This is a genomic window from Streptomyces iconiensis (genome assembly GCF_028657195.3).
Taxonomy (GTDB): Bacteria; Actinomycetota; Actinomycetes; order Streptomycetales; family Streptomycetaceae; genus Streptomyces; species Streptomyces iconiensis.
The window spans coordinates 220552-237997 of record NZ_JANCPR020000010.1; the positions used below are offsets into that span (position 1 = coordinate 220552).

Annotated in this window: 17 protein-coding genes; 7 read left to right on the forward strand and 10 right to left on the reverse strand. The window is 71.6% G+C overall.

Annotation, left to right across the window (positions count from 1 at the left end):
* Positions 1-149: 149 nt before the first annotated feature.
* Together aceB and NMN56_RS12970 are read left to right on the forward strand one after the other, a co-directional pair.
* Positions 150-1778, forward strand: coding sequence for a malate synthase A (aceB, locus tag NMN56_RS12965; RefSeq protein ID WP_274040195.1), 1629 nt, complete (start codon positions 150-152; stop codon positions 1776-1778).
* A 382-nt stretch (positions 1779-2160) separates the two neighbouring features.
* Complete coding sequence (locus NMN56_RS12970) at positions 2161-2370, forward strand: hypothetical protein (protein WP_274040196.1); 210 nt, start codon at positions 2161-2163, stop codon at positions 2368-2370.
* Positions 2371-2483: 113 nt separating this feature from the next.
* Here NMN56_RS12970 and NMN56_RS12975 read toward each other — a convergent pair whose 3' ends face one another.
* Both NMN56_RS12975 and NMN56_RS12980 read right to left on the reverse strand, forming a co-directional pair.
* Positions 2484-4034: a YfcC family protein gene (locus NMN56_RS12975; protein WP_274040197.1), complete on the reverse strand. Its 1551-nt coding sequence runs from the start codon at positions 4032-4034 to the stop codon at positions 2484-2486.
* Positions 4031-5458, reverse strand: a complete 1428-nt coding sequence (locus tag NMN56_RS12980; RefSeq protein WP_274040198.1) for a M20/M25/M40 family metallo-hydrolase — start codon at positions 5456-5458, stop codon at positions 4031-4033. Before NMN56_RS12980 ends, NMN56_RS12975 begins: the two co-directional genes overlap by 4 nt.
* Before the next feature lie 269 nt (positions 5459-5727).
* On the opposite strand from NMN56_RS12980, the gene NMN56_RS12985 reads away from it, so the two are divergent.
* Entirely contained in the window at positions 5728-6465 is a 738-nt protein-coding gene (locus NMN56_RS12985) for a DUF4097 family beta strand repeat-containing protein (RefSeq protein WP_274040199.1), read from the forward strand.
* Between the two features lie 5 nt (positions 6466-6470).
* Here NMN56_RS12985 and NMN56_RS12990 read toward each other — a convergent pair whose 3' ends face one another.
* The 6 genes from NMN56_RS12990 to NMN56_RS13015 all read right to left on the reverse strand — a co-directional run bounded on the left by NMN56_RS12990 (position 6471) and on the right by NMN56_RS13015 (position 12335).
* A complete protein-coding gene (locus NMN56_RS12990) occupies positions 6471-7004 on the reverse strand; it encodes a GNAT family N-acetyltransferase (protein ID WP_274040200.1) in 534 nt (177 codons plus the stop codon).
* Positions 7005-7063: 59 nt separating this feature from the next.
* Positions 7064-7615 (reverse strand): GNAT family N-acetyltransferase, encoded by a 552-nt coding sequence (locus NMN56_RS12995; protein WP_274040201.1) that lies wholly within the window; start codon positions 7613-7615, stop codon positions 7064-7066.
* Positions 7612-8394 (reverse strand): PIG-L family deacetylase, encoded by a 783-nt coding sequence (locus NMN56_RS13000; protein WP_274040202.1) that lies wholly within the window; start codon positions 8392-8394, stop codon positions 7612-7614. The genes NMN56_RS12995 and NMN56_RS13000 overlap by 4 nt, the downstream gene beginning before the upstream one ends.
* 100 nt (positions 8395-8494) lie before the next feature.
* Positions 8495-9232: an AroM family protein gene (locus NMN56_RS13005; protein WP_274040203.1), complete on the reverse strand. Its 738-nt coding sequence runs from the start codon at positions 9230-9232 to the stop codon at positions 8495-8497.
* A 250-nt stretch (positions 9233-9482) separates the two neighbouring features.
* Positions 9483-11171 (reverse strand): OPT/YSL family transporter, encoded by a 1689-nt coding sequence (locus tag NMN56_RS13010; RefSeq protein ID WP_274047532.1) that lies wholly within the window; start codon positions 11169-11171, stop codon positions 9483-9485.
* A gap of 174 nt (positions 11172-11345) precedes the next feature.
* A complete protein-coding gene (locus NMN56_RS13015; protein ID WP_274047533.1) occupies positions 11346-12335 on the reverse strand; it encodes a DUF1177 domain-containing protein in 990 nt (329 codons plus the stop codon).
* 173 nt (positions 12336-12508) lie between these two features.
* Here NMN56_RS13015 and NMN56_RS13020 point away from each other — a divergent pair, with 173 nt between their 5' ends.
* Positions 12509-13336 carry an IclR family transcriptional regulator gene (locus tag NMN56_RS13020; RefSeq protein WP_274047535.1) on the forward strand — a complete coding sequence of 276 codons (828 nt, stop codon included), beginning with the start codon at positions 12509-12511 and terminating at the stop codon, positions 13334-13336.
* 9 nt (positions 13337-13345) lie between these two features.
* Positions 13346-14095, forward strand: a complete 750-nt coding sequence (pepE, locus tag NMN56_RS13025; protein ID WP_274047536.1) for a dipeptidase PepE — start codon at positions 13346-13348, stop codon at positions 14093-14095.
* Positions 14096-14163: 68 nt separating this feature from the next.
* On the opposite strand, the gene NMN56_RS13030 is transcribed toward pepE, so the two are convergent.
* Positions 14164-14559, reverse strand: coding sequence for a nuclear transport factor 2 family protein (locus tag NMN56_RS13030; RefSeq protein WP_274047538.1), 396 nt, complete (start codon positions 14557-14559; stop codon positions 14164-14166).
* Positions 14560-14878: 319 nt separating this feature from the next.
* On the opposite strand from NMN56_RS13030, the gene NMN56_RS13035 reads away from it, so the two are divergent.
* On the forward strand, positions 14879-15910 hold the full coding sequence (locus tag NMN56_RS13035; RefSeq protein ID WP_274047539.1) for an imine reductase family protein: 1032 nt from the start codon (positions 14879-14881) through the stop codon (positions 15908-15910).
* A 57-nt stretch (positions 15911-15967) separates the two neighbouring features.
* Here NMN56_RS13035 and NMN56_RS13040 read toward each other — a convergent pair whose 3' ends face one another.
* On the reverse strand, positions 15968-16510 hold the full coding sequence (locus tag NMN56_RS13040) for a putative immunity protein (protein ID WP_274047540.1): 543 nt from the start codon (positions 16508-16510) through the stop codon (positions 15968-15970).
* Between the two features lie 219 nt (positions 16511-16729).
* Between NMN56_RS13040 and NMN56_RS13045 the strand changes: the two genes are divergently transcribed.
* Positions 16730-17425: a helix-turn-helix transcriptional regulator gene (locus tag NMN56_RS13045; RefSeq protein ID WP_274047541.1), complete on the forward strand. Its 696-nt coding sequence runs from the start codon at positions 16730-16732 to the stop codon at positions 17423-17425.
* Positions 17426-17446: the final 21 nt, after the last annotated feature.

Here is a 17446-nt window from a genome sequence, read left to right on the forward strand (position 1 = left end):
CAGAAGCACCTTCCTGCCCGGAAGGCGCCGACGAACGCGTTCCGCGCGCCCCGTCCAGCACGCGGCACCCCGTGCCGCCCGTACGGCATACGGCCCGGCGGCACGGACCAGGGGCCGTGGATCACCGCCCGCTGAAGGAGTGACACCACATGTCCGCACCAGCGCCCTCGCCGCTGGCCCTCGTCGGGGTCGAGCCCGGGAAGCGGCCCGACCGGCAGGCCACAGTTCTGACCGACGCCGCGCTCGCGTTCGTCGCCGAGCTGCACCGCAGGTTCAACCCGCGCCGCACCGAGCTGCTCGCGCTGCGCGACAAGAAGCGCGCCGAGATCGCGCGCACGAGCACCCTGGACTTCCTCCCCGAGACCGCGCACGTGCGCGGAGGCGACTGGAAGGTGGCCGACTGCCCGCCCGCGCTCCAGGACCGCCGCGTCGAGATCACCGGTCCCACCGACCGCAAGATGACGATCAACGCGCTCAACTCCGGCGCCCGCGTATGGCTCGCGGACTTCGAGGACGCCTCGGCTCCCACCTGGGAGAACGTCATCGGCGGCCAGCTCAACCTGATGGAAGCGTATGAGCGCCGCATCGACTTCACCGACGAGCGCTCCGGCAAGTCGTACGCGCTGCGCCCCGCCGAGGAGCTGGCCACCGTCGTCGTCCGGCCCCGCGGCTGGCACCTGGACGAGCGCCACCTGGAGTGCGACGGCACCCCCGTCTCGGGCGCGCTGGTCGACTTCGGCCTCTACTTCTTCCACAACGCGCAGCGCCTGCTCGACCTCGGCAAGGGCCCGTACTTCTACCTGCCCAAGACCGAGTCGCACCTCGAAGCGCGCCTGTGGAACGAGGTGTTCGTCTTCGCACAGGACTACTGCGGCATCCCCCAGGGCACCGTACGCGCCACCGTCCTCATCGAGACGATCACCGCAGCCTACGAGATGGAGGAGATCCTCTACGAGCTGCGCGACCACGCCTCCGGGCTGAACGCGGGCCGCTGGGACTACCTCTTCTCCATCGTCAAGAACTTCCGCGACGGCGGCTCCCGCTTCGTCCTGCCGGACCGCAACGCGGTCGGGATGACGGCGCCTTTCATGCGCGCCTACACCGAACTCCTCGTCCGCACCTGCCACAAGCGCGGTGCGCACGCCATCGGCGGCATGGCGGCGTTCATCCCGAACCGCCGCGACCCCGAGGCGAACGCGCAGGCGATGGAGAAGGTGCGTACCGACAAGGACCGCGAGGCGGGCGACGGCTTCGACGGGTCCTGGGTCGCGCACCCCGACCTCGTCCCGATCGCGAAGGCGTCCTTCGACGCCGTCCTGGGCGAGCGCCCGAACCAGAAGGACCGGCTGCGCGAGGACGTCGACGTCAAGGCCGCCGACCTCATCGCCATCGACTCCCTGGACGCCAAGCCCACCTTCGACGGGCTCCGCAACGCCGTCCAGGTCGGCATCCGCTACATCGAGGCATGGCTGCGCGGCCTGGGCGCCGTCGCCATCTTCAACCTCATGGAGGACGCCGCGACGGCGGAGATCTCCCGCTCGCAGATCTGGCAGTGGATCAACGCGGGCGTCGTCCTGGACAACGGCGAACTGGTCACCGCCGACCTCGCGCGCCGCGTCGCCGCAGAGGAACTGACGGCGCTGCGCGAGGAGTTGGGCGAGGAGACCTTCGCGGCCGGCAACTGGCAGCAGGCACACGACCTGCTGCTGCGGGTCGCGCTCGACGAGAAGTACGAGGAGTTCCTCACGCTTCCCGCGTACGAGATGCTCCGCGGCTGACCCGCCCGCCCCCCATCGAGGCGGTGCGGCTCCCGAGGGCCGCACCGCCTTGTCCCTTTCCGGGCCACCACTGGCGGCCCCCCCCAGGGGCCCTCGCCTTTGCGCCTCGTGAGTGCCCCTGCCCCTATTTCCGCGAGTGCGGGCACGCTGTGGCTGGTCACCCCCGCGCCTCGTGAGTGACCCTGCCCCTATTTCCGCGAGTGCGAGCGCGTCGTGGCTGGTCGCGCAGTTCCCCGCGCCCCTTCGGGGCGCCCTCGCTCGTGCGCCAGGCGCAGTGCGGCACGTTCAGCGTGCGGGGGCGGGGCGAAGCCGGGCCGTACCCGGAGGGGCACCTTGGTCGTTACAGGGCTGAAAAGGACACACCGGACAGAGGAGTTCGCCGATGCGCCGTTCGCTCGCCGCCGCCGTCACGACCACCGCGCTGGCTCTCGCCGTCGCCCCCGTGGGGGCCGCGCACGCCAAGGGATCCGACTCGGGGGCCACGCCGACGGGGAAGATCCTGGGCGAGGCATCGAAGTCAGCGGTCGAGAGCGCGACGCCCCAGCTGCCCACCGACAAGCTGGTGAACGACAACATGCCCGCCAGGCGCTGACCCTGGCCCAGGCTGAGCCGAGAACGCCGGAATCCCTCTCCCGTTTCCTGTGCGGGGCGAGGGATTCCGGCGTATTCGAACAGAGGGCGGGGGCCACGGGGCAGGGGCGCTTCTCAGGTCATCGCCGCACCCAGCGCGACGAACCCGCAGGTCAGCACGGCCAGTACCGCCAGCAGGGGCCAGACGAACCGCAGATAACGGTCGTAGCCGACCTTGGCCAGCGAGATGCCGCCCATGATGACGGCGGTGGTGGGGACCCACAGGTTCATCCAGCCACTGGCCGCCTGCCAGGCGGTGACGACGACGGCGCGGGGCACATGGGCGAAGTCGGCGAGCGGCGCGAGGATCGGCATCGCGAGGGTGGCGTGCCCCGAGGTGGAGGGGATGAGGAAGGCGAGGGGGAGGTTGACGAGGAAGACCATGACGCCGAACAGCGCGGAGGGCGTACCGGAGACGACGCCCTCGATGGAGTGCAGGACGGTGTCCGTGATCTTCGCGTTGTTCATGATCGTGGTGACGCCCCGCGCGAGCACGATCACCAGAGCCGGGGAGACGAAGTCCCCCACTCCCCGCACGAACACCGAGCTGAGCTGCTGCTCGCCCATCCGCGTCAGCAGCCCGACCAGGATCGCAGCGCAGATGAACAGGGCCGCCAGGTGCGGGAAGGACCAGCCGAGTTCGAAGGCGTACGGTGCCGCTTCGGCATCGCCCGTCAGGGCGCCCGACCAGGGGATGACCGAGAAGATCATGAAGGCGAACACCAGGGCAACCGTGGTGAGCACGGCCTTGTGGGTGCCGGTGAGCGGCGGGGGCTCCACGCTGTCGCCGCGCGCCTCCGACTGCTCGCGGTCGCCGGGTCTGAAGCCGGAGAGCGAGCGTTCGGGGTGTGCCCGGACGCGGCGCGCGTAGCGCACGACGTAGGCGACGGTCACCCCCGTCAGCACGATCCACATGGCGGCGCGCAGCGCGATGCCGTCGCCGAGGGAGATGTCGGCCGCCGAGGAGGCGACGCCGGTCGCGAACGGGTTGACGGTGGAGCACAGCACGCCGACGCCGGCGCCGAGGATGATCACTCCGGTCGCGACCATACGGTCGTAGCCGAGCGCGAGCATCAGCGGAACGACCAGCCCGTAGAAGCCGAGCGTCTCCTCGGCGAAGCCCTCGACGGTGCCGAGCAGCGAGAAGACGAGCATCACGCCGACGATGAGCAGCGCGCCGCGTTCGCGCAGCCGGTGGGCCAGGCGGCCGATGCCCCGGTCCATGGCGCCGGTCGCGAAGACGACGGTGATGAAGGCGCCGATGGCGAGCACGAAGAGGAACACGCCTGCCGCGCCGTACAGTTCGCCGGTCAGGTCGGGGCCCACCTCGCCCGTTCTGGTGTCCTGCACGCCGTAGAGCCCGTTGACCGGTGAGAGGAACAGGTCGGTCAACCGGTCCAGGAGGCTGAGCCCCGCGTCCTCGCGGTGGTACGTGCCCTGCACCGGCGCCCCGTCCCCGCTGCGGCGGTAGGTGCCCGAGGGGACGAAGAACGCGAGGATCCAGACCGCGAGTGTGACGATCACCAGCACGGTCAGCGCACTGGGGAAGGTGAACGTCCGCCTGCCGCCGCCCTGTTGGCTGCCCCCTTCGCCCGCCTCCGCGCTCTCTCCCGTACCGGAACTCATGAGGCGGGGCCGCCGCGGAAGGCGGCGGCGTAGTCGCGCAGGAAGACGGCTTCGGCCAGGACGGCGGCGCGCAGTTCGGAGTAGAGGACACGCTCGTTGGGCCCGTGCAGGCCGGACATGTTGTCCTCGGCTCCGAACAGCAGGATCTCGGCGCCTGGTACGGCCTGCGCGAGCCCGTTGACCAGCGGGATCGAGCCCCCGGTCGCGGCATGCACCGGCTCGCTCCCCCACGCTGTCCGCAGCGCGCCCGCCGCAGCGCGGTAGGCGGGGCCGCCCGTCGCCGCCTCGAACCCGGGGCCCGTCTGCCCGGGCGTGACGGTGAGGGGAATGCCGAACGGGCGCTGCTGTTCGAGGTGGCGTACGAGCGCGCGCATGCCGTCGTCCGGGTCCTGCCGGGGGTGCAGGCGCAGATTGAGCTTGGCGCGCGCGTACGGGACGACGGCGGAGGAGCCCTGGTCCACGCCGGGCGCGTCGATGCCGATGACGGTGAGCGCGGGCCCGCTCCACAGGCGTTCCCCGAGCCCGCCCGTACCCACAAGCGGCATCCCGTCCTCGACGCCGGCGAGAGCCCTGAACTCCTCGTCCGTGTACGCCGTTCCCTCCCACGGCTCGCGGCGCAGCCCTTCGACGGCGACATCGCCGCGCGCGTCATGGAGGGTGGCGAGCGCGGCGAGGAGGGCGAGCAGCGCGTCGGGTGCCGCACCGCCGTACTCGCCGCTGTGCACGGCGTCCTTGAGCGTGCGTACCTCGACGGTGAGTTCGGCGACGCCGCGCAGCGCCGTGACGAGAGTGGGGGTGCCGGGGCGGATGTTGCCGGTGTCGGCGATGACCATCGCGTCGCAGGCGAAGCGCCCGGGGTCGGTCGGCGGGTAGTCGTCGAACGCGCTCCCGTACTCCTCCTGGCCCTCGAAGGCGATCCGGACACCGGTCGGCGGCCGTCCGTGGAAGGCGCGCAGCGCGCCGAGATGGACGACGAGGTTCGCCTTGCAGTCCGCGATGCCGCGAGCGCGCAGTCCGAGGCCGTCCTCGGTCTCGGTCGGCTCGAACGGCGGTGAGCGCCACAGCGTCTCCTCGCCCGGCGGCTGGACGTCGTAGTGGCCGTACAGGAGAACGGTGGGCGCCGTGGGGTCGCCGGGCGGCGGCGGGATGTGCGCGGTGAGGACGGGCGCCGTGTCCGGAAGGGCGAGTTCACCGACGGTCGATCCGGGTACGCGCTCCTCGTCGCCGAGGCCCACCTCGCGCACCAGGGCCTCCAGCGCGTCGTACGCCTCACGTACGGGCGCTTCCGGGCAGCCGGGGAAGGCGATGGAGGGAATGGCGGCGAGGCTCTTGAGATCGGCGACCAGATCGTCCATCAGCCCGTCGACACTGGCCTCCAACTCCTGGTCACCCGGGTCTCCCGCGCTCTCGGTCCTGTGCTTCACAACTCCCCTTCCTCTCCCGCCGTTTCCCGGCGTACGTGTGCGGCCGACCCGCATACGGCCACAGAAGCCACAAGCAATCACAGTCGGTATGAGTGGTCATGAAGTCGCACACCTAGCCATTCGGCAGGTGTCTGCCCTACATGACGTGATGACAGGGTTGATACGGAACGAACGCAGCATATCGGGCATTCCGGGCTGGGGGATGGCTCCGGGAAGCGTCATCCCTGGAAACGATCTAGGTACTGCGCGGGGCGGCGAAAATGGTCGTCATGAACACACGCCGCACGTCAGCACGCCTCTCCCCCGCCCGCCGCACGGCACTCGTCTGCACGGCACTTGCCGCAGCGACCGCCGTCGGCACGGCAGGCTGCACGTGGAACGGGGCTGACGTACGGAGCGCGAGCGAGTCCTACACGGTCAAGGAGAAGGTCACGGTCGTGGACATCGACGCGTACGCCGGGGACATCACCCTCACCGCAGCCGGCCCCGAGCGCCGCACCGTCGGCGTGACCGAGGACCTGGAGTACGACAAGACCAAACCGCGCACCGAACACACCGTCGACGGCAACACCCTGCGGCTGAGCACCGACGACTGCGGCGGCAACGGCGACACCTGCGCCGTCGGCTACACCGTGGCCGTGCCGGCCGCGATGGACGTACGCCTCAAGACGGGCGTCGGCACGGTCACCGTACGCGGCACGGCGGGCAAGGTCTCCGCGCACACCGACGGCGGCGACATCCGCATGCTCAAGTCCCGTGCGCCGAAGGTCACGGCCGACACCGGCGGCGGCGACGTCTCCGCCACCTTCGCCGCCGCGCCCTCACGCGTACGCGCCGAGAGCGGCGGGGGCGACGTCAAGGTGCTCCTCCCCCGCGCCGAGTACGCCGTCAACGCCACCACGGGCGGCGGCACCCGCGAGGTCACCGTGCCCACCGGGTCCGCGTCCCCCCACAAGATCACGGCGCGCAGCGGCGGCGGCGACGTCTCGGTGCTTCCGGCGCCCTGACGGGGTCAACGCGCCGCGTGTCCCCCCACGCGGGACCGCTCTCCGCCCCGCTGCGGTGACGGACGAGTCCATCCGCCCAGCGCCCGCAGCGAATCGTCCGTCAGGCGGTAACCGGTCCAGCCGGCCTGGGACTCGGCGCCGAGCGACTCGTAGAAGGCGATGGAGGGCGTGTTCCAGTCGAGCACGGACCACTCCAGCCGCTCGTAACCGCGCTCCACACACAGGCTGGCCAGCTCGCGCAACAGAGCCTTGCCATGGCCGCCGCCCCTGGCCGTGGGGCGCACGTAGAGGTCTTCGAGGTAGATGCCGTGCACCCCGCGCCACGTGGAGAAGTTGAGGAACCACAGCGCGAACCCGACGGGCTCGCCCCCGTCGTCCACCGCGAGATGCGCGTACACGGCAGGCCGCTCCCCGAACAACGCCTCGCGCAACTGCCCCTCACTCGCACACGCCTCCTCCAGCGCCTTCTCGTAGTCCGCCAGTTCCCGGACCATCGCGTGGATCACGGGAACGTCGGCAGGCACAGCTGTACGGATCATGCGGGCAGCCTAGGTGGTCGGCTGAGCCCGGTGCTGCGGGCCGGTGCGCGGGGGCGGAGTTACGGGCCGGAGCTGCGGGGCGGTGCCGTGGGCGGTGGCCCGCCGGTGTCCCGGGTGAGGGGGCCGGGGGCGTCGAGTGTGCGGCGGTAGTGCTGGCGGGAGCCGCCTTCGGGGCCCGGTGGGGCCGCCTCGGCCGGGGTGAAGCCGAGGCGCTCGTAGAAGACGCGGGCGCCGCTCGCCGTCGCGCCCGGGTGGTCGGCGCCGAAGGTGACGACCTCAAGGGTGCCGGGCGGGGTGACGTAGCGGCGCACCGCCTCGTCCACCAGCGTGCGGCCGACGCGTTGTCCGCGCGCCCGCTCGGAGACGACCAGCCAGTGGAGGTGATGCGTCGGCGGCTCGGAACCGAACAGCAGCGCCCCGTACACGGATCGGACCCCTCCTCCCGCTCCCTCCTCAGCGACCAGGGCCATACCCGTGTCGATGTGCGCGCGCAGCGCCTCGTGGAAGCCGGGTTCCTCCACCATGGCGCCGAACCAGTGCTCGACCTCGCCCGCGAGTGCGAGCAGCGCCCCGAAGTCGCCCCCGTGCGCGAGGCGTACGAACGGGGTCACCGGGCCAGGCGCGGGGCGCCGGGGGCCAGGGGACGGTTCACGTACCACTCGGTCGTCAGCAGGCGTCCGCGGGTGGTCTCGGGCAGGGAGGCCAACAGGGTGACGCTGCCGCCGCGTTCCACCTCCGTCGTGTGCGCCATCAGCGCGTCCCACTTGCGCCCGCCCCACGCCGCGATGCCGACCTCGTCCGTGATCCACGCGTCGGGCACCCCCGGCAGCGGCGCACCATCCCCGGACCCCGCACCACCGGCGGGGGGCGGTGCCTCGCCGAACAGGTCGTGCCAGACCTCACGTACGAAGGACACGGGCAACGTCGCGTAACAGAGCGCCTCCGGGCGCCAGGGCGCGCCCGCTTCGGGATAGAGCTGCGGCTGTCCCGCCGCCTCGGCCGCTAGGGTCGCGACACGGTGGGCGTGGATGTGGTCCTCGTGCCCGTAGCCGCCGAAGGCGTCGTATGTGACGACCACCTCGGGCCTGAACTCCCTTATGCGCGCGACGACTTGACCGACCGCCTCGTCGAGGGGCACATCGACGAAGCGGGGTACGCCCTCCGGCGCGGAGGCGCCGGCGCCGGCGTCCGCGTAGCCGAGCAGCCGGGGGCCCTCCGCGCCCAGGATCTCCAGCGAACGCGCCAACTCTCCGGCGCGCGGCGTCCCTTCGGCCCACGTGCACGTCAGGACGGCCGTACGGGCTCCCGCGTCCGCGTGCTTCGCGAGCAGGCCGCCCGTCCACAGCGCCTCGTCGTCGGGGTGCGCGTGCACGCACAGCAGACTCTCCATGCCGCTGGAAGGTACACCGCGTGCGGGCGGCCTCGGCGGCCGGGCACCGCCGACACCGCCCGCGCCGACGCCGCCCGCGCCGCCCCCTGACCGCGCCGCCTCAGCCGCCTGTCGCCGCCGGTGCCTCCTGCGTCGCCTGCGTCGCCTCCGCCACTTCAGCCGCGAGGCGGATCGCGAGGGCACGGGCCAGCAGCGTGGGCAGGCCGGCCGCCGCGGCTGCCTTGGCGCGCATCGCCTCCGTGTAGCCGATGCAGTCCAGTACCACCCAGCGGCAACCGGCCGCCGCGAGCCGCTGTGCGGCCCCGGCGATCTGCGCGTGCGCGTCCGCCGCGTACGGGTCGCCGGGCTCGGCCCGTACGGTTCCCGGCAGCAGCGCCGACCACCTGCGCGCCACGTCCTCCCGCTGTGCGGGCAGCGGGCACACGATGCCGACCGGGTCCTCGCCCGTCACCGCACGTACGCCCTGCTGCACCAGCGGCTCGGCGTACAGCAGCGGCCTCGTGGCCGGTACGGGCGGGAAGTTGCCCGTGCACAGCAACAGCGTCGCCCCCGCACCGTCCGCCTCGCACCGCGCCACCGCGTCCCGCATACGGGGCGCCAGCGCATCGTGCCCCAGTACGACGGAGCTTCCGTCACGCAGCCGCGATATCAAGGGCGCCTCGCCCTCGACCGGCCCCAGCTCGGCACGCGTCCGCTCGCCCTCCTGGCCCGCGAACACGTCCTGGTCCAGCGCCCCGTGCTCGATCGGGCGCAGCCCGCCCAGCCACGGTTCGACGTCCCCCGCCAGGTCCGCCCGAGGCGCCTGCCCGATCGTCACCAACCCGAGTCCACCAGCCACTTCTCGCTCCCTTCCCACACCCGCACTCGCGCTCGCCTGCCGATGAGGCAGCAGCACCTGACATCAACTCCCGCCCCACCGACGACGGTCGCCTCCCGGCCGGCACGGCACCGCCGAACACCACCCTCCCGCTCCCCACCAGCGGCGGAAAGAAGGGAGCCCCGCCACCGACCGCCCCCCGCCGGCCGGTGGCCCCGAACCCCCGATCGAGAGGGTGACGGGTGGGTGGGTGGGCGCAACACGCACCCCGCTACAGCGCCTTGTAGATCTGACTCACATCATTCAGCGAGGACCCAGCCACAAGCCCGGCCCCGACCAGGGCCAGATCGTTGTCCGCGTCGGCCACAGCGGACTCCTGGGCCAGCCGACCCTTGTCGGCTGCCCTCCGCTTGGCGCGCGTGTACGCGAAGCGGATGGCGAGGGCCGCGAGGACGAGCCAGCCGGCCTGCGGGGTGGCGACGAGGAGGCCGGTGGCGAGCAGGACGCCCATCTGGCGTGAGGAGCCGCCGAAGAACTGGATGAGCGCTCCGGGGATCGCCCAGACCGCCATCATCGTCAGCGCGTGCGGGTCGGTGAGGCCCGCCTTGATCGTGTCGACGTACACCTGCGCGACCGGCGGTACGCGCCCGTCGGAGAAGAACGGCTTCCAGGCGATCATCACGACGATGATGGCGACGGCGAAGCCGACGAGCTGCGAGATGTACTGCTGGCGCCGCCCCGCCATCTCGTACGGGTGCCACGGTACGGCGTCCTTCCGCAGCAGCCAGCCGGCCTTGAAGTCGAAGCCGACGTCGGCGAAGGCGGGCCCGGTGGAGGCCGCGTAGCCGACGAGCAGCGCGAGCGGGACCATCGGGATGCCGACGACGAGGCCGACGATCAGGAAGATCAGGGTGACGGCGAAGGCGGGGAACCAGCCCGAGTGCATCGCGGCGAGCCCCACGATGAGCTGGTGGATCAGCGCGGCGACGCCCGCGAGCAGCACCCAGCCGACGAGGCCGATGCCGCTCATCTCGGAGACGACTCCGCCCATCAGGGCGATGAGCATGGCGCCGATCAGGAAGAGGACGAGGCCCTCCAGCAGTCCGCGGCGCAGCCGGCGCGCGTCGACCGTACGGAACTCGGCGTCGAAGGCGTCGCCGGGGTTCGCCTCCCGTTCGGCCTGGGCCGCCGCCTCCTTCTTCGACCTGCGGTCGCGCATCATCAGGACGGCCTGGACGAGCGCGACGAGCCCGGCGCCGATCATGACGCCGTGCGGCACGTAGTTGGCCGACAGGTCGACGTTCAGGATGCCCGGTGCGTACTGGGCCACGAGCAGGCCGATGCCGAACATCAGCAGGGCCCAGATGTTGCCGAGGAAGGCGACGCCCGCCGCGCTCATCGGCAGCTTGAAGAGCGAGCCGACGAAGCCGACGACGGCGCTGAGCCCCAGCAGCTTCGCCTTGCGGCCCCCCTCGTCGCCCGCTTTGATCGTCTCGGCCGCCGCGATGCCGGCGGGCCATGCGGCGGAGGCGGGCAGCAGGCGGGAGTCGAACACCCGGTAGAGCACCCAGCTGTCCACGGCGAGGCCGATGACCGCACCGCCGAGCATCGGCCACACCAGGTCGGGGCGGCCGAGCAGGAACGGTACGGCGATGGGCGTGACCAGCGAGTTCGCGGCGGCGAAGGTGGATCCGGAGATCGCCGACTGCACGAGGTTCTGCCGGTTCGGGTCACGCATCTTGGCGAGCGCGGCGAACGAGATGCGCCCGATGAGCATGGCGATCAGCGCACCGATCACCGAGGTGTTCGGCGCGATGCCGAGCGTGGTGATCAGTACGAGGCCGATGACCGCGCCGAGCACGGAGAGGAGCGCCGTCACGACGAGCGTGATCGGCTCCAGTGCTCTGGGGTGTGCCCTCGCCTGGGGGGCTTCGGCCTCGGGGACCGTGGGGTTGCTCATGGGGGCTCCGTGTGGCGTGCGTGATGGTTCTCGGCCCCCGCCCGCCCTTGCCGTCGCCCCGGACGCGAGGACCGTTCCGTGCGGACACGGGGACAGCCGCGGTACGAGGGCAGCCGCGGTACGGGACAACCGCGATACGGGGACAACGGCGCGTGGCGGGCCGGGGGGTCGGGCTCAGTCCTCTGTGGACCCTTCCGTGGACTGCAGTCGGGTCATTGGGCCGTACAGGTCGACAAGGCGGTCGAACTCGTCCGCGTCGTGGAAGCTGACGACCCCGCGGCCGTACTCCTTCGCCGACTCGATGGCGAAGCGGGCAGCCGCCGCGATGTCCGTCTCGTGCGAGGCGCCGGTCGCACAGCCCGCGACGGCGCTCTGCGCGGTGAGGGCGAGGCCCACGACGGGTGCGGAGGTCGCGACGCAGGGCTGCATGATCGAGTTGATGTGGTGCACGCCGTTGCCGTACGGGGTGATGTCCTGCGTGGTGATCGGCAGAACGTGCGCCGCCTCGCCCGTGACGGTCTCCAGTACACCCAGGAGGTCGTCGCTGACACGGAGGATCCAGCCCTCCTTGACGGTCGGCGAGAGGGCGATGCCCCGGTGGTTGAGGAGCCGGTTGCCCTTGGTCGTGTCGATGGAGACGACCGCGTCCATGGCCCCGTCGATCTCCTCGCGGTTGCAGTCGAGGATGGAGACGGGCGAGTCCATGAACGGCACCGGGTCGTGCGGCCTGGTGGGCGCGTCGGGGCAGACGTGGGTGCTGAGGATCACGTCGCCGTCGAGGACGTCGCCGCGCCCGTACATGTCGAGCAGCTTGGCCGCTGCGGAGAGCGCGGCGACGGCGCCGTCGGCGTCGGAGACGATGCCGGTGCGCTCGGGGCGCGCTCCGACGCCGCCGAGACGGCCGAGTACGCCGAGGGTGGGGGCCTGGCCTCCGGAGCGTGCTCCGGAGCGGCCGGGGACGACGACCTTGACGAAGTCGGTGCCGCCCTTGGCGCCCTCGACACGCTTCACGCTGATGTCGACGGGCTTGCGGTCGGCCGGCGCCGCGCCGCCGGACTCCTCGGTGGCCCGGTCGAGTACGGCGCGCAGGTGCGCGGCGAGGGTGTGTCCGTCGGCCTGGGGGCGGTCGAGGAGTTCGATGACGTCGAGAACGTGCTTGAGCACGGCGGCTCCTTGGTGCGCTGTGGTGCTGTGACGTGCGGGATGCGCTGCGTGAGGCAGGGCTGCGCGTCATGCGTGGTGGTGCGGTTGCGCAAAAGGTTCTCTCCGGGGTTCCGTGAGAGCAACCTTTTCCCTATATGAGAGACAGTAATTCACTTAACGATAGGGTGCCGTGTGTGACTACCGATCGAGGAGCACCGCTCCAGACCGCGGACCGCGCTCTCCAGGTTCTGCTTGCCTTCTCCCACGACCGGGAGGAGTGGGGTGTGACGGATCTCGCTGCCGACTTCGGCTGGGACAAGTCCGTCACCCAGCGCCTGCTGGCCTCACTCGCCCACCGGGGTTTCCTGGTCTCCGACGCCGTGACCAGGCGCTATCGCCTGGGCCCCGCCGTGTGGCACATGTCAACCGCGTGGGAGCGGCACGGCGGCATGGCGGGGCTGGTCCGGCCGGCGCTGCGCGAGCTGGCCACGGCCAGCGGCGTGACCGCGCTGTTCGCCGTGCCCGACGGGGCGCACCTGCGCTGCGTCGAGTCGGCCGACGGCTCCTCGGGCCCGCTGCGTGCCTACCGGCTGGCCGACGAGCTGTACCCCGCACACGCGGGCGCCACCTCACGCGCGTACTTCGGGATGCTCACGCCAGGCGCCCGTACGACGCTGCTGTACGGGCGGCCCATGGCCCGCTTCAGCGAGCTGACCGTGACCGACCCGGGCGAGCTGGAAGAGCTGATGAGCCGGGTGCCAGCCGAGGGCTACGCGTACTCGGAGGGCGAGTACGACCCCGCGACGGCGGGGCTCGCCGTGCCCGTCGTGGTGCGCTCGCAGCCGATCGGTTCGCTCACGCTCGTCGGCCCGCACGAACAGCTCGCTGGCCGCAAGCAGGATCTGCTGATACCCCTGCGCGCCGCGGCCGAGGGGCTCAGTGAACTGCTCACCCCGCGCCGGGTGCGCGGGCACCGTCCCGACAGCGCGTCCGCGCCCCGCACCTCACCCAAGAAAGGCTGAACCCACACGATGAAGCTGCTGCTGCTCTCCAACTCCGCCGCCCCCGGGCGCGGTTACCTGGAACACGCCCGCGAGGTCATCGCCGGTCATCTTTCCGGCGTCGACGAACTGCTGTTCGTGCCGTACGCGCTCGCCGACCACGACGGCTACACCGCGAAGGTCGCCTCCTTCATGGAGGGCCTCGGCATCCGCGTGCGCGGCATCCACACCGGCTCCGACCCGCGCGAGCTGGCGGCCTCGGCGCAGGCGGTCTTCATCGGCGGCGGGAACAGCTTCCGGCTGCTCAAGTCGCTCCATGAGCGCGGCCTCGTGGAGGCCGTGGCCGAACGGGTGCGCGCCGGCGCCCCGTACATGGGTTCCAGCGCCGGCACCAACATGGCCTGCCCGACGCTGCGTACGACCAACGACATGCCGATCGTCCAGCCGCCCTCCTTCGAGGCGCTGGACCTGGTCCCCTTCCAGATCAACCCGCACTACCTCGACCCGGCACCCGCGAGCGCGCACATGGGCGAGACCCGCGAGGAGCGGCTGAACCAGTTCATGGAGGAGAACGACGTGCCGGTGCTCGGCCTGCGCGAGGGCACATGGCTGCGCCTCTCCACGGAGGAGGGCGCGGGGACCGGCACCCTCACACTGGGCGGCATCGAAGCGGGCGCACGCCTGTTCACCTCGGGCGCCGAACCCACCGAGCACGGCCCCGACACGGACCTGAGCCAACTCCTGGCCGTCACCCCGCACTTCGACACCCGTACGGTCTGACCCGACGCGCCGACGGCCCGCCCCCTCCCGCTGGTGCGGAGGGTGCGGGCCGCACTCGGCGGGAGCGACTACGCGGCCGGGGCTCCGGCGACCGAACCCGTTTCGGCGTCGGCGTCGGCGTTTTCGAGGTAGAACCGGACCGACGCGATCCGCTCGCCACTCGGTCGCAGGATGACCACGCCCCGCGACAGGTACGGCTCGCCCTCCACCGTGGTGCCGACGATCTCCCACTCGCTCCACACCTGGTCCCCGTCCACGACGGACTGCAGGACCGTCCCCACGAGGTCGGGAACATGCGCGAAGAGGGCCGCCCAGTTGCTCCGCATCTGCGCACGGCCGGTGAAGGACCGTTCCGGGTGGAGCGGAAGCACCGAGCGGAAGTCCTCGGTGAAGCAGTCGGCGAACGCGTCCAGGTCATGGGAGTTCATCGTCTTCTCCATGCGCCGCAGAACATCCGTACTCACTAAAACTCTCCTCGTCGTCGACAGCTACACGATCAAAGACGGCAACCGGACACGCGGTTAGCCTGGACCGATCGGCCCAGGCTAACCGGCCCCGGCTCACCCGCGCCGCCGACGACCTCGCCGAGCCGCGCGGCATCGGCGGAACCTCGCCCCGTGGTGAAGAGCATCGCCAGCAGATCGCTGCGGGCCGGCATCCTTCTGACACTGGCCGGCTGCCTGCTGGGAGGTCTGGGTGCGCCAGGGGTACTCGTCGCCGCCCGCAACGCACCGCAGGGCGTGAGGTCTGGCCGCACAGCTCGTCTTCGGGCTGCTGTCCGGCGTGTTCTTCCTGGCATGGGCCCTGTTCATGCAGGACGGCCTCGCCCTGACTCCGGGACAGGCAGCGCTGGGCTTCGTCGTGGCCTCCGCCGGTGAAATGGGCGGTGCCTGGCTGGCGATGCACCTCGTCGGCCGGCACGGACGGCGCGCGCCCCAGAGCGGGGCCCTGCTGGCCGCTTTCACGCTGGCCGGCTACGCGTGGCTGATCGAGGCGCAAGGCTCCACGCTGCCTTGGGCCTTGGCCGTCGCGCCGATGGTGGCGGTCGGGCTCGGCCTCGGCATGGTCGGGGCAGCACTGGCCGACTTGACGCCCGCGGGGTCGGCGTCCGCCAGCGCGGTGCCGACGGACGCGTCGTCGAGCAGGCATGCGACCACCAGAAGCGAGAAGGACCTCGTCAACCTCACCACCGGCACGCCCGAGCAGGGCAGGGCGCGGGCGCGCTGGGCCGAGGAGCGCGGCGCCCGTTTCCTGGACGCCGGGATCATGGCGGTGCCGACGATGATCGGGCAGCCCGCTTCCGGCGGTTACGTCTTCTACAGCGGGGACCGCGCCCTGTTCGAGGAGCACGTCGCGACGCTCGCCGTGCCCGCCGCCACCTCGTACGTCGGGGAGGACGCCGGCCACGCCGCACTGCACGACGTGGCGCTGCTCAGCGCCACGACCGGCATGTTCGCCGGAATCACCCATGCGTTCGCGCTGATGCGGCCCGAAAAGGGTTTCGCTCCGGGGGAGTTCGCGCCGCTGCTCTCCGGCTGGCTCGGTTCCATGGCGGGCGCGATCGACGGCATGGCCGCGCAGCTGGAGAGCGGCGACTACACCGAGGGCGTCGTCTCCAACCTCGCCATGATGACCGCGGGCGACGCGACACTGGTGGACACCGCGCGCCGACAGGGCGTGAGCACCGAACTCCTCGCCCCCTTCACGGAGTTGATGGCCCCCTTCACGGAGTTGATGGCCGCACGGCTGGCCCAGGGTGGTCATGACGACGAGGGAGTCGCCGGCCTCGTCGGCCTTCGCCGACGCGGTGACTGAAACCTCCGCCGGGGGTGTCCCAAGAGGACAGCGGATGCGGTTCCAGCCGGCCGGCGCTCAGCGGGAGGCGCGCAGGGAGGTGTCCAAGGCGGTCATCAGTTGCGCGACGCGGTCCCTGCCGGGCGGCGCGAGGGGGTACCGGTGCAGAACGCCGATCAGGACCGGTGTGGCACGCTGCCTCGCCTGCTCGATCGCACTGTTCCCGACCGCGGGATCGTCGCCCGCGCTGATTTCGGCCACGCGCGCCGCGCTCGCGGCGGCGCGCAGGATGTGGCCCACCTGGTGAGCCTTCGCGATCGGATGGAGGTAGGCGGCCGATGCGGCATCGCCGGCGGCACGCGCGGCGAGACGCGAGGCTTCGGTACGGGCTTCCTTCGCCGCTCGGTGTGCGTCCAGCGAGGTGACACGCTGCAGCTTGGTCCTTCTCGCACCGTTGACGAACTCCCATGCGGCGTCAAGGGCCGCCCGGGGCCGAGGGTCTCCTGGGCTGGCGTCCTCGAACACGGGGAGTACTTCCTGAGCGGTCTGGGCCACGTAGCGTGCTACGACCCGCAGTTCGTCCATGGTCAGCTCGAAGTCACCTGACACGGTCGCCGTCATGAACGCAAGCATCGCACGCGCGTCCCAAATGATCGCGGAGAACCGTGCGCGCGATGCTCTCACCTGCGGTGACCGGGTAAAAACGGCGTCAACTGATCTTGAGGAGCGGGACGATCGGCGGCTCTGCCGCCTACCGCTGAACGAAAGAGATTCCTACGAGCACGCACTTCGGGCGAATACACCGTAGGCGTGAGGCGCGCGTACCCGTACGGTGAGCCGATGCGCTACAGCATGTCACCGGGGTCCGGCGGCAGTTCGTTCGACGGCACGGCGGCGCTGCGGGCGCGGGAAGGGCTCGGCATGGGACCCGCCGATGTCGCGTACGGCATGCACGCCGCGTACGGCCTCGACATCGAACCCGCGACGGTCGTCGCGTGGGAGCACGGCGAGCTGACGCCCGACGAGCGCCAGCTCACAGCGCTGGCGGGCGCGTTGTGGTGCTCAGCGGGCGATCTGCTGGGCGAGCCGCGCACGCTGCGCGAGTTCCGGCTCGCCCGCTCGCTCTCGGCCGCCGATGTCGCGATGGAGGCCGGCATGGACGCCGCCGTGTACGCCCGCGTCGAGGAGACGGGCGTGTGGACAGGGGACGCACGGCAGGCCGAAGCCCTCGCCGGCGTACTGCGGCTGCCCGTTCCCGCCTTTGTCGAACTCACAGGGCGCGGCGAGGAGTTGGCGGGCCTGCTGCGCCGCGCCGTCACCTCGCGCTGGCAGGCGTACTCGGGTCCCGTCACACGGATCGTGCCGCTTCCGCGCCCGTACGTCGAGGACGGGCTGCGCGCACTCCAGGAGGCGTACGCGTCTGTGACCACGGCCTCCCTCGGCTGGGGCCAGGCGTCGTCGGCGGGTGCGCGTGACGCGTCCCGCGACTTCATGGCCGACATCCTCGACCACTTCTGGGACGCGATGGAGACCTGACGGGACCGGGACCTGAGCCCT